Annotated in this window: 10 protein-coding genes; 5 read left to right on the forward strand and 5 right to left on the reverse strand. The window is 65.0% G+C overall.

Features of this window, described 5'->3' with window-relative positions; genetic code table 11:
• Window positions 1–36 precede the first annotated feature (36 nt).
• Window positions 37–2994, forward strand: a complete 2958-nt coding sequence (locus NCR39_RS16825) for an EAL domain-containing protein (protein ID WP_250453210.1) — start codon at window positions 37–39, stop codon at window positions 2992–2994.
• A 33-nt stretch (window positions 2995–3027) separates the two neighbouring features.
• On the opposite strand, the gene NCR39_RS16830 is transcribed toward NCR39_RS16825, so the two are convergent.
• A complete protein-coding gene (locus tag NCR39_RS16830; protein ID WP_250453211.1) occupies window positions 3028–3237 on the reverse strand; it encodes a hypothetical protein in 210 nt (69 codons plus the stop codon).
• A gap of 199 nt (window positions 3238–3436) precedes the next feature.
• On the opposite strand from NCR39_RS16830, the gene hutU reads away from it, so the two are divergent.
• Window positions 3437–5110: a urocanate hydratase gene (hutU, locus tag NCR39_RS16835; protein WP_250453212.1), complete on the forward strand. Its 1674-nt coding sequence runs from the start codon at window positions 3437–3439 to the stop codon at window positions 5108–5110.
• Window positions 5107–6327 (forward strand): imidazolonepropionase, encoded by a 1221-nt coding sequence (gene hutI / locus NCR39_RS16840; RefSeq protein WP_250453213.1) that lies wholly within the window; start codon window positions 5107–5109, stop codon window positions 6325–6327. Before hutU ends, hutI begins: the two co-directional genes overlap by 4 nt.
• A gap of 44 nt (window positions 6328–6371) precedes the next feature.
• On the opposite strand, the gene NCR39_RS16845 is transcribed toward hutI, so the two are convergent.
• Window positions 6372–6626: a GlsB/YeaQ/YmgE family stress response membrane protein gene (locus NCR39_RS16845; RefSeq protein ID WP_040052043.1), complete on the reverse strand. Its 255-nt coding sequence runs from the start codon at window positions 6624–6626 to the stop codon at window positions 6372–6374.
• Window positions 6627–6849: 223 nt separating this feature from the next.
• Here NCR39_RS16845 and NCR39_RS16850 point away from each other — a divergent pair, with 223 nt between their 5' ends.
• Complete coding sequence (locus NCR39_RS16850; RefSeq protein ID WP_250453214.1) at window positions 6850–7338, forward strand: hypothetical protein; 489 nt, start codon at window positions 6850–6852, stop codon at window positions 7336–7338.
• 86 nt (window positions 7339–7424) lie between these two features.
• Here NCR39_RS16850 and NCR39_RS16855 read toward each other — a convergent pair whose 3' ends face one another.
• On the reverse strand, window positions 7425–9260 hold the full coding sequence (locus NCR39_RS16855; RefSeq protein ID WP_250453215.1) for an OmpA family protein: 1836 nt from the start codon (window positions 9258–9260) through the stop codon (window positions 7425–7427).
• 576 nt (window positions 9261–9836) lie between these two features.
• On the opposite strand from NCR39_RS16855, the gene NCR39_RS16860 reads away from it, so the two are divergent.
• Window positions 9837–10133, forward strand: a complete 297-nt coding sequence (locus NCR39_RS16860) for a YciI-like protein (RefSeq protein WP_250453216.1) — start codon at window positions 9837–9839, stop codon at window positions 10131–10133.
• A gap of 13 nt (window positions 10134–10146) precedes the next feature.
• Here NCR39_RS16860 and NCR39_RS16865 read toward each other — a convergent pair whose 3' ends face one another.
• Together NCR39_RS16865 and NCR39_RS16870 are read right to left on the reverse strand one after the other, a co-directional pair.
• A complete protein-coding gene (locus NCR39_RS16865) occupies window positions 10147–11130 on the reverse strand; it encodes a LysR family transcriptional regulator (RefSeq protein ID WP_250453217.1) in 984 nt (327 codons plus the stop codon).
• A gap of 132 nt (window positions 11131–11262) precedes the next feature.
• Window positions 11263–12528, reverse strand: a complete 1266-nt coding sequence (locus NCR39_RS16870; RefSeq protein WP_250453218.1) for a mechanosensitive ion channel family protein — start codon at window positions 12526–12528, stop codon at window positions 11263–11265.
• Window positions 12529–12534 lie beyond the last annotated feature (6 nt).

Raw genomic sequence — 12534 nt, forward strand, 5'->3', positions numbered from 1 at the left:
ACAGAAGCTGGCGACGTGAACGGGGGTTGTCCACAAATGGCGTCGGTGATTCCAGCTTCCTTATCCAGATTCAGACGATCCGGCTCGTGGATCGACGACGCCCTGTACGCGGTCGCCGTCTACGCCGTGCCCGTCCTGATCGCGATCGGCACCCTCGCCACGCTCTATTTCCTGCCGCGCCAGTACGAATCGCACGGCGCCGTGCCGCTTCAACTGCGCGTGATCGTCGATGCCGGCGACCGCCTGCGTCCCGCCGATGCGCTCGAAAAACTGCGCGGCGCGTCGCCCGTCGCGAGCTACGGCACGCGGCTCTCCGAAAAGCCCATCTGGTTCATCTTCACCGCGCCCCGTCTGGGGGGCGATCTGTCGACCGCGATCGAATTACCGTCGCGTCACGCGCAAACGGTTGCTTGCTGGGATGCAGCCACTTTGAAGCCGATCGGCAGCGCCGACCGCGACGGCGCGAGCGGCGCGATGCATCCGGTGAAAGCCGGTTTCTTCGTGCAGGCCGGGCACCTGGCGGGGCCCGAAACCATGCTCTGCCGCGGCACGTTTTCCGGTCCGGCGCAGGTGACCGTGCTCGCGTGGGACTGGCAGGGCCTGCGCCGATCCGCGCTCGACTTTCAGGAAAGCTCCGGGCTGATCGCGGGCGGCCTGCTGACGCTCGCCGTCTTCGTGTTCGTCACGGCGATCATCAATCGGGAATGGACGTACGTGATTTTCGCGGTGTGGCTCGTCGGCAATCTGCGCCTGTGCGCGAACGCGATGGGCTGGGACATGCAATGGCTCGGCCGCGTGCTGCCGTCGGAATTCCTGCTGCCGCTGCGGCAGATCACGTTCGCCGTCTACTATCTGCTGACGGCTGCGCTCTTCACGCATCTGTTTCGGCGCGAGCTTCGCGTCGTCGGTTACCGATGGCTGCTGCGCGTCGTTCAGTACGTCGGCATCGTGCTGCTGGCGGCGGCGCTCGTCTTGCCTTACGCGCTTTTCATTCCGACGCTGTGGGTTATCGCCGGTTTCGGCATCTGCGTGCTGCTGTTCTTTCTCGCGCGGCTCGTCTGGATCACGCGCTCGCGCACGGTGCTCTGGTACGTCGGCTCGCTGACCGTGGTGCTGTTCGCCACGTTCTCGGAAGTGCTCGGCGCGGCGTTCGGCGTGAAGGCGCTGCTCGGCGGCGTCAACACGGTGATGGCCGCGTTGTCGTCGAGCATGATGGCCGCGTTCGCGATCGCCGAACAGATGCGCGCCGAACGCGACTTCCGCCGTCAGGCGCAGATGGAACTGCGCAACACGTACGAGGTGACACCCATCGGCCTCTTCACGCTCGACGAAGACGGCCACTTCGTGCGCGCCAATCCCGCCTTGCGCGCGATGCTGGATCTGCAAAAGTCCGAGTACAAACTGCGCCATTGGCACGATTACTTCGAAGCCGGCGCGTGGGGCGCGTTGGAGGCGCTGGCGTCGAAGGGCAGCGACGGCGAGCTGGAAATGAGCGGCTCGGTGGAGCGCGGCACCGGCGAGCGCCGTTATCTGTTGAAGGCGATCCGCTCGAACGGATGGATCGAAGGCTCGCTGCAGGACACGACCGAGCGCTCGAAAGCGGTCGAGCGGCTGCGCTTTCTTGCCGAGCACGACCCGCTGACCGGCTCGCTGAACCGGCGCGGCGTGGAGAAGACGATCGCGTTGCAGAGCGAGGAAGCGCTGCCGTGGGCGCTCGCGTATGTGGACCTCGACCGCTTCAAGCTCGTCAACGATCTCTTCGGCCACCGCGCCGGCGACGAAGTGCTGCGCCAGGTCGCGGCGCGCACGCGTGCACACTTCGCGCGCAACTATCCGGTCGGGCGCATCGGCGGCGACGAGTTCGTCTGCGTGATGAACGACACGCCGATCGACGACGCCATCGCGCAATGCCGCGAGCTGATCTCCATTCTGAGCGATGCGCCGTATCAGGTCGGCAGCCGCGCGTTCCAGGTGAAGGCGTCGATCGGGCTCGTCGAGTGCTCGCCGGGCGTGCGCGTCGCCGATGCGCTTTCGCATGCGGATCGCGCGTGTCGCGAGGCGAAGAAGGTCGCGCACACGCACCTCGTCACGTATCGCAAGGGCGCGGCCGCGTTCGAAGAGCGCGCGGAAGAACTGAGGCTCGTCGAGACGCTCGGCGGGAATCGGCTGCCTGCGGGGCTTTTTCTCGTGATGCAGCCGATCATGTCGCTCAAGAAGCCGAACGAATCGCTCAATTTCGAAGTGCTGTTGCGCATGCGCGCGCCCGACGGCACGACGCTGCCCGCCGGCAAGGTGATCGTCGCGGCGGAGGAATCGGGCAATATCGCGACCATCGACCGCTGGGTGATTTCGACGCTGCTCGAATGGATCGAGGCGCATCGCGATCAGTTGCGCAACACGCAGTTCGTCTGCGTCAACCTCTCGGGCGGCTCGCTCAACGACGAGCAGTTCATGGAGGACATCTTCGCGCTCTTCGCGCGGCATCGGTCGGTCGTGCCGTATCTGTGTCTGGAAATCACGGAAAGCGTCGCGCTGCACGATCTCGAAAATACGCAGCGCTTCATCGCGCGCGTGCACGAGATGGGCGGCAAGATCGCGCTCGACGACTTCGGCGCGGGCTACACGTCGTTCAAGTATCTGAAGGCGCTTTCCGCCGATGCGCTCAAGATCGACGGCGAATTCGTGCGCTCGATGTGCACGCATCCGGCGAATATCGCGATTGTCGAAGCGATCGTCGCGCTGGCACGCAATCTCGGCATGCAAAGCGTGGCGGAATGGGTCGAGGACGCCGACACGCTGCGCGCGCTGCGGGAAATCGGCGTGGATCACGTTCAGGGCTTCGTGATCGCGCGCCCGCAGGACAGCTCGGCGATTTTCGCGGCGCGCTCGGCCGCGAGCTTCGTGAGCGATCCCGACGTGGCGAGCTTCGTCCAGTCTCTGTCGGATCCCGCGCCGGCTATCGCGGTCGATTTCGAGCGGCGCGCCCGCGCGTGACGCGGCGCTGACGCTCGTCCGTTCGACAGCGGCTTACGCTGCGTTCATCCCGTTCAGGATTTTTCCCGCCGCGATGGGAAGGCGCGCGTCGTCCCATTGCGCGAGCCATTGAATCTCCTTGCGCGTGAAATAGCCGGGATGGTTGCGCAGCGCGTATTGAAGCGCATCGACGACGTGATCGCGGATGATTTGCGGCGAGGTCTCGTCGTTGACGATGGCGTGCAGGGCTTCCAGTGTGCTCATGTGGCTCGGGGTGTCGAAAGGTCTGCCGAGAAATTAACCGGCCAAAAAAGCGGAAAAATAAAGCGCGTCATGTCTAGACAAGATGCGGTGACGCTCGTCAGCGTGCAGCGCGACGAGCCTCGGGAATTCCCCAATACAACGCGACTTGTATATACAAGAACATGGGGCGCATTCCACGAACCGATGCGCAGGAGCCACCGTGACTTCATCTTCCCGTTTTCGCGATACCGAGATTCGCGCGCCGCGCGGCAATCAGCTGAACGCAAAAAGCTGGCTGACCGAAGCGCCGCTGCGCATGCTGATGAACAATCTCGATCCGGACGTCGCCGAGAATCCGAACGAACTCGTCGTCTACGGCGGCATCGGGCGCGCGGCGCGCGACTGGGCGTGCTACGACAAGATCGTCGAAACGCTCAAGCGCCTGGAAGCCGACGAGACGCTGCTGATCCAGTCGGGCAAGCCGGTCGGCGTCTTCCGAACGCACGAAAACGCGCCGCGCGTGCTGATCGCCAATTCGAACCTCGTGCCGCACTGGGCGAACTGGGAGCACTTCAACGAACTCGACGCCAAAGGCCTCGCGATGTACGGCCAGATGACCGCCGGAAGCTGGATCTATATCGGCAGTCAGGGCATCGTGCAGGGCACGTATGAGACGTTCGTCGAAGCGGGGCGGCAGCATTACGGCGGCGATCTGAAAGGGCGCTGGGTGCTGACCGCCGGGCTCGGCGGCATGGGCGGCGCACAGCCGCTCGCCGCGACGCTGGCGGGCGCGTGCTCGCTGAATATCGAATGCCAGCAGAGCCGCATCGACTTCCGGCTGAAAACGCGTTACGTCGACGAACAAGCCAGCGATCTCGACGACGCCCTCGCGCGCATTACGCGCCATACGTCGACGGGACGCGCGGTTTCGGTCGCGCTGTGCGCCAACGCGGCGGACGTGTTGCCCGAACTGGTGAGGCGCGGCGTGCGCCCGGACATGGTCACCGACCAGACGAGCGCGCACGATCCGCTCAACGGCTATCTGCCGAAAGGCTGGACATGGGCGCAATATCGCGACCGCGCGCAGAGCGATCCGGCGGGAACGGTGAAAGCCGCGAAGCAGTCGATGGCCGCGCACGTCCGCGCGATGCTCGCTTTTCGCGAACAAGGCGTGCCGACGTTCGATTACGGCAACAATATCCGCCAGATGGCGAAGGAAGAGGGCGTCGACAACGCGTTCGACTTCCCCGGCTTCGTGCCCGCGTATATCCGGCCGCTCTTTTGCCGTGGCGTCGGGCCGTTCCGCTGGGCGGCGTTGTCGGGCAATCCGGACGACATCTACAAGACCGACGCCAAAGTGAAGGAACTGATCGCGGATGACGCGCATCTGCATCGCTGGCTCGACATGGCGCGCGAGCGCATCCAGTTTCAGGGGCTGCCCGCGCGCATTTGCTGGGTCGGGCTCGGGCAGCGCGCGAAGCTCGGCCTCGCGTTCAACGAGATGGTGCGCAACGGCGAGTTGTCGGCGCCCGTCGTGATCGGCCGCGATCATCTGGATTCGGGTTCCGTCGCGAGTCCGAATCGCGAAACGGAAGCGATGAAGGACGGCTCCGACGCCGTCTCGGACTGGCCGCTGCTGAACGCGCTGCTCAACACGGCGAGCGGCGCGACGTGGGTGTCGATTCATCACGGCGGCGGCGTCGGCATGGGCTTTTCGCAGCACGCGGGCGTGGTCATCGTGTGCGATGGCAGCCGCGAAGCCGACGCGCGCATCGCCCGCGTGCTGCACAACGACCCGGCCACCGGCGTCATGCGCCATGCCGATGCGGGCTACGACATCGCCGTCGACTGCGCGCGCGAACAGGGCCTCGACCTGCCGATGATCACGCGATGAAAAAGCTCTGGCACCACTGCCACGCCGCCACGATGACAGGCGGCCAGTACTCGATCGTCGAGGACGCGGCGATCGTGACGGACGGCGCGCGTATCGAGTGGATCGGGCCGCGCGCCGATGCGCCGCTTCGTTTCGACGGCGAGCGCATCGACCTGAACGGTGCCTGGGTGACGCCCGGCCTGATCGATTGCCACACGCATCTCGTCTTCGGCGGCGATCGCAGCGGCGAGTTCGAGGCGCGTCTGCAAGGCGCGAGCTACGCGGAAATCGCGGCGCGCGGCGGCGGTATCGCGAGCACCGTGCGGGCCACGCGCGAGGCGAGCGAGGACGCGTTGTTCGAAACGGCGAAGGCGCGCGCCATCGGCTTGATGCGCGAAGGCGTGACCGCGCTGGAAGTGAAATCGGGCTACGGGCTGGATATCGAGAACGAGCGCAAGACGCTGCGCGTGGCGCGGCGTCTTGCCGACGCGTTGCCGCTGACCGTGCGCACGACGTGCCTCGCGGCGCACGCGCTGCCGCCCGAATTCGCGGGCCGCGCGGACGATTACATCGCGCATGTTTGCGAGCGGATATTGCCGGCGCTCGTCGAAGAAAATCTCGTCGACGCCGTCGATGCCTTCTGCGAGCACCTCGCGTTCTCGCCGCAACAGGTCGAGCAGGTGTTTCGGACTGCGCGCGAATTTGGGCTGCCGGTCAAGCTGCACGCGGAACAGTTGTCGTCGCTGCATGGATCGGCGCTGGCGGCGCGGTATGGCGCGTTGTCGGCGGATCATCTCGAATATATGACGGAAGACGACGCCATCGCGATGGCGCAAGCCGGCACTGTCGCCGTGCTGCTGCCCGGCGCGTTCTACATGTTGCGCGAAACGCAAGCGCCGCCTGTCGATCTGCTGCGCCGGCATGGCGTTCCGATCGCGCTTGCAAGCGACCTGAACCCCGGCACGTCGCCGGCGCTTTCGCTGCGCATGATGCTCAACATGGGCTGCACGCTCTTTCGCCTGACGCCGGAAGAAGCGCTCGCCGGCGTCACGATTCACGCGGCACGAGCGCTCGGCTTGCGCGAGACGCACGGATCGCTCGAAGCGGGCAAGGCGGCGGATTTCGTCGCATGGCGAATCGATCGCCCCGCCGAACTCGCCTATTGGCTGGGCGGCGTGCTGCCGAATCGCATCGTGCGAAGCGGCGAGGAAGTCGTGTTGCCGTCGATGGAGCGATGACGCGAACACGACGCCTCGCCAGCACGACGCAGCGTTACGTTACGTTAAGCGCGGCGGCCGCGCACCATTCCATAGATGACGAGGAGGATGATCGCGCCGACGACCGACGCGATCCATCCCGCTGGCTGCCCCGGCTGATACCAGCCGAGCGCGCGGCCGACGTAACCCGCGATCAGCGAGCCAGCGATGCCGAGCACGATGGTCATGATCCAGCCCATGCTGTCGTCGCCCGGCTTGATGGCGCGCGCGATCAGACCGACGACAAGTCCGACGATCAAAGTACCGATGAATGCAAGCATGCGGTTGCTCCTTGACTAGGTTTGCTGCTTATTGGCGATTGCTGCCGGAGCGACTTCCGGCAGTTTCAAAGTAGCACGAGCGGCCCGCTTTGGGTATGACACTCGAGCCTGCGCGCAGGGTAGGCCGTTCGGCCAGGCGTTCTAGCACGTGGAGTGCCACGCGCGATCAGCAAGGTAGAATCCGTTGCATTGCTTCACATCGCAGAACAAGCACTGCAACGCTATGACCGACTCAGAATTCCCCTCGACCGACGACGCCATCCACGAAGACCGCCTCTGGCGCGATGACGGCTGGACCGCTCGCGTGATCAAGAACGAGGACGACGACGGCTGGGCCGTCGAGATGATTCAGGCGGGCGAGGCCGAACCCGCGCTCGTCGGCCCGTGGACCATGGGCCGCGACAAGAAGAACCCCAAGCCGCTCGATTCCGCCGCGTTCCGCACGCTGGTGAAGACGGCATCCGAGGTTTTGCGACGTCATGAGCAGCAGCGCCACGCGATGTTGCACAAGAACGTGACGATCGACGTGGGCGGCGACGACATCACGGTGACGCTGGACATCGTTCCGGACGACGACGATCCCTACGCCGACCTCAAGGCCTTCGATCCGTTCGGCGCGCAGCTCGCGCATGTGCGCGTGTCGCCCGCGTTCAAGCTCACGAAGGCGAGCGCCGAGCGATGGGCCGAGAACGACTTCGCCAAGCCCAATTGACGCTTTAAAGGCGAGCGTCGTGCAAATAGAAATGCCGTCGCGCAAAAACGCGACGGCATTTCTTTCTGGCGAGTAAATCAGCCGCTTTATTTCACGACGAATTCGATTCGACGATTCGCAAAACGTCCGCTCTCGGTTTCATTGTCGGCGACCGGGTTGGCGTCGCCATAACCCGTTGCCGTGAGCGACTCGGGCGGCACGCCGTTCTTCACCAGGAAGGCCCGAACGGCCGAGGCGCGCTCCTTCGACATTTCCATCTTGGCCGGCGCGGTGCCGGTGCCGTCCGAATAGCCGGCGACATCGAGCTTCACCATCGAGCCCTTCGCCGCGCAGTTCTTCAGCAGTTGCGCGGTTTCGCCGAGCGTCGCGTAGGCGCCTTGCGGCACCGTGGCGCTCGAACGCGCGAAGTTGACCACCTGCAGGTCCAGCACCTTCGTGAGCTTGTCGCCGGAGCAGGCGTCGTCGGAGGCGAGCAGCGACTTCATCGCGCCGCGAAACGACTGCGTTGCGCTGGCGACGGCGTTGTCCACATCGAAGGAACTGACCTGGAACATGCCGCCGAGCGCGTTCTTCAGGCGCTCGGTCCAGCCGAGCTTCGCGTCGGCGGCGGCGCCGCTCAGTTCCACCTTCGAGCCGGTCAGTTTCGCTTCGGCACCCGGCACCGCCATCAGCGGCGTGAGGTCCTTCAGACGCGAAAGCCACGTGGCCGGACGCGTCGCGGGAATCACCGAAACGTTCGCGCTATAGCCGTTGCTGAAACGGCGGTTGAGCGCGTCGATCAACTGCTGCTTTTCGGCGTCCGTGCCGACAGTCGCCTGCACGGAGGGAACGCCGCCCTCGCTGACGTTGAACACGAGACGCGCATCTTTCCAGTCCGCGGTCGATGCCGTCGTTGCAGCCGATGAGGCCGGCGCGGCGCTCGATGCCGGTTCGATGCTCGAGGCCGAAGCGGGCGCGGAAGCCTGGACAGGCGCCGATGCGCCGTCATTGAAACCCGCAACCGGCGCCGCCTGGCCGACAGTCGCGAGCGGCGTGCTGACGCTCGAATTGAGATCGACGCTGTCCTTGTGCGTGAAGCCGCGGTAATAGACGAGCGCGAGGATGGCCGCGAGCGCCGCGAACAGCAGCCAGACCCATTTGTTCGAACGCTTGGCGGCGGGTTGGCGCGGACGCGCGCGCATGGGTGTTTGCGCGGCCACAGCCGGCACAGGCTGAATAGCGGGCGGCGGCATGACCGGAGCGACACGTTGCGGCACGTTCGCCTGCGCATATCCGCCGACGGCGGCAGCCGGAGAAGCCGCGACAGCAGCCTCTTCCGGCGCTTCCAGCATGGAACCGACGGAGTCGAGCCGCGCCCCGATGCTGCTCAGGAAACCATCGACGTTGCCGAGTCCGAGCGCGCCCGCGATGCCATGCGAGAGCGAAGCGCGCATCTCGCCGATCTGGTCGCGCAACACGCCCGGCAGATTGAACACCGTCGCCTGCGCAAGCAGAAAGTGATGCTTGAGAATGCCGAACAGCACGGCGGCCAGCATGCCCGAGAGCGCCGACGTCGCCTGGACGGGCACGCCGGTTTCCGCCGACACGGCGTCCGTCAGCGCGTCGATGCGCTGACCGGTGGCGCGCGCGGCGAGCGAATGACCGGAGGATTCGAGATGCTTGAGGCCGGCCGTCGTCGTGATGACGTTCCCCAATTGTTCGACGACGAACGCGTTCGCCTCGGGCGACATGATGACGGAATACACGGACCGCGCGCCGTCGGCGATTGCCGAGCGATCCATGATCGACGCCACCAGCCCGGGAGCCGCCCGCGCGGCCAGTTGCTGCACGATCTGCGCGGGAATGCCGAACTTCTGCGACAGCTGTTCCGCGATCTCGCTCGAGATCGCGAGCTTGACCGCGTGAACCAGATTGATACTCATCGACTGCTATCCTTTTACTGTGACGCCAGACGCGGGCGCAATGACGCGTGCATTCTATATGTGCAGGTATCCTGAAAAGACGCGTGCATATTTCTTTACACAAGTGCCGTCTGCGCGCCACTCGATCGAGGATGGCGCGGCGCGCGCTTGACAGCGGCCGTTTCAGTGCGGGCGCGAAGAATCCGAGAACAGCCGGGCGAAGCGCCGGGCGGCGGCCGCGAGCCAGCACGGCTCGACGTGGCGCTCTGCGCTGCAGGCCGGGCGTTCCGCGAGCGACACCACGGAGCGTGGCGGAACGAACCTGCGATACGATGCGTCGAGCGGCGACGTCCAGGCGCACGTGCGGCAATCGTGCTTCGTGCAGGTATTGCAGGGAGGTTGATCGCGATGCATGGGAAGGTCCAGATTCGGGTACCTGCGCATCATGTGCGATTCTGTAACGATTGACGATCAGACGGTTCCGAAGGGCTCTGAGAATTGCCATGAAAAACGGCAAGAAACACTCGGATAGCCATTCGGCCGATGCAAGCGCGAAAGAAGCAGCGAAACAAACAGCGCACCAACACGGAGATGGAAATGCACTATTTATTGATCTACGAACTGGCTTCCGACTATCTGGAGCGCCGGGCGCAATTCCGCGACGAACATCTGAAGCTGGCGTGGAACGCCGTCGAACGCGGCGATATCGTGCTCGCGGGCGCGCTGGATAGCCCCGCCGATCGCGCGATGCTGCTCTTCGAGGGCGATTCTCCCGCCGCCGCCGAGGCGTTCGCGAAAGCCGATCCGTACGTGACGAACAAGCTCGTCGAACGCTGGGAAGTGCGCAAATGGAACACGGTGGTGGGCGAGGACGCGGCCACGCCCGTCCGCTAGACGGCTAGACGCGTCACGCGCCGGCGGTTTCTTCCGAGCGCTGGTCGTCGGAACGCCGCCGCGCCGCGCGGTACAGGCTCGTGAGCGTATCGTCGACTTGCTGCGAACGCTCGAAAAGCGCCGCGAGCCAGTCGACGAAAGCCGAAACGCGCGGTGTCGCCTGCCGGCTCTTCAGGAACGCGACCGACACCTTCAGCGGCGGCGATTTCCACTCCGGCAGCACCTCCCGTAACTGCCCCGAACGCAAGTACGGCTGCGCCGCGATCCGCAGCGGCTGAATCAGCCCGAGACCTTCCAGACCGCACGCCAGATACGCGTGCTCGTCGGCGACCTGCACGAAGCCGCGCATGCTCATCGTGTAGGGCTTGCCGTTCACGTCGAATTCGAAGTCGGCGGGGCGGCCGCTTTTCTCCGGCAGGCAGTTCACCGCGACGTGCCGCGCAAGCTCGTCGAGACTCGCGGGCGTGCCGTGTTTGTCCAGATACGCGGGACTCGCGCACGTGACCTGTTCGAGCATGCCGAGCCGCCGCGCGATCAGCCCGGAATCCGGCAGTTCGCCGAGCTGCACGCTGCAATCCACGCCTTCGCCGACGAGATCGACGTTACGCATGCCGATACCGATCGACAGCTCGATCTGCGGATACCGCGCATGGAACTTCGGCAGCGCGGGCACGACGATCGACGTCGCGACCGCATCCGGCATCTCGACGCGCAGCCGTCCGCGCAGCCGCTCTTCGCCCGCGGCGAAGCCGGAGTCGAGCTCGTCGATGTCGGCGAGGATCTGCGCGCAGCGCTCGTAGTAGGCGGCGCCGTCGACGGTGAGATTGAGACGCCGCGTCGTGCGTGCGAGCAGTTGCACGCCGACGAGCGCTTCGAGTTGTTGCACGGTCGTCGAAACACTCGCGCGCGGCATGCCGAGCGACTCGGCGGCGCGCGTGAAGCTGTTCGTATCGACGACACGCGTAAAGACACGCATGGCATGGACGCGATCGATCACGATGAGTTTTCCTTGTTCCCGATGACTGGCGATGCGCAGGGCGCACCGGCGATGACATCATCGTAGGGACCGGACCGGCATCCGTGAATACACAAAAATCGACGATTCTTGCCTGATTCTTCCGCGTGGAAATCAGAGCGTCGGCATTTCGCCGCGCAGCCGTCCGGCGACGCCCGAGAAGTCCGTGCCCGAAGGCGCCTGATAAAGCCGCAGGCCCATTTCGGGAAGAATGGACAGCAGATGATCGAACACGTCGCCCTGAATGCGCTCGTATTGCGTCCACGCGGTCGTCGCGGTGAAGCAGTAGACCTCGATCGGAATGCCTTGCGAATCCGGCTCCAGCATGCGAACCATGATCGCCATGTCCTGCCGTATCTCCGGATGATGCTGCAGATACGCGAGCCCGTACGCGCGGAACGTGCCGATGTTCGTCAGCCGCCGGCGGTTCGCCGGCTCGGCGGCCAGTTCGCCGAGATTGCGGTTCGCCTGTTCCACTTCGGTCTGCTTCTGCTGGAGATAATCGTGCAGCAGGCGAAAGCGCAGCATGCGCTCGGTCTCTTCATCGGTGAGAAAGCGCACGCATTGCGCGTCGATGCGCATCGTCCTTTTAATGCGCCTTCCGCCCGATTCGAACATGTGCCGATAGTTGCGATAGCTCTCCGAAAAGAGCTTGTACGTGGGCACCGTCGTGATGGTGTTGTCCCAGTTCTGCACCTTGACCGTATGCAGTGCGATGTCCTTCACCGCGCCATCGGCGAGCGCTTGCGGCATCTCGATCCAGTCGCCGATGCGCAGCATGTCGTTCGACGTGAGCTGCGTGCTCGCGACGAGCGACAGCAGCGTGTCCTTGAACACGAGCAGCAGCACGGCGGACAGCGCGCCTAAGCCGGAGAGCATCCAGAGCGGCGAGCGGTCGATGAGGATCGACAGCACCAGCACGCCGCACACCAGCGCGAGCGCGAGCTTGCCGATCTGGATATAGCCCTTGATCGATCGCGTCTGCGCTTCCTTGCTCGCGGCATAGACGTCCTGCCAGGCCGAAAGCGCGCTGCCCGTCGCGAGAAACACGCAGATCCACGCGGCGCCGTGCGCAATGCGTTCGATCGGAACGGCCCATCGCCCGATATGCGGCACTTCTCCGATGCCGAGCGCGACCACGGCAAACGGCGCCGCGTACCAGAGCCGGTGATACGCGCGATGCCGGATGAACGCCTGATCCCACGCCGAATGCCCGGCGAGCACGAGCAGCCGGTGCGCGAAACGAAGCAGCACGCGCGCGATGATCCACTGCACGAACTCCGCGACGATGACGAGCGCGGCCAGTCCCACGATGAATTGCGCCCACGGCTGCGTGGGAAGATGTTGCGAAACGGCGTCGGGAAGAAAGTCGAAGTTCATGCGTGA

The sequence above is a fragment of the Caballeronia sp. ATUFL_M2_KS44 genome (assembly GCF_023630965.1).
Classification (GTDB): Bacteria; Pseudomonadota; Gammaproteobacteria; order Burkholderiales; family Burkholderiaceae; genus Caballeronia; species Caballeronia concitans.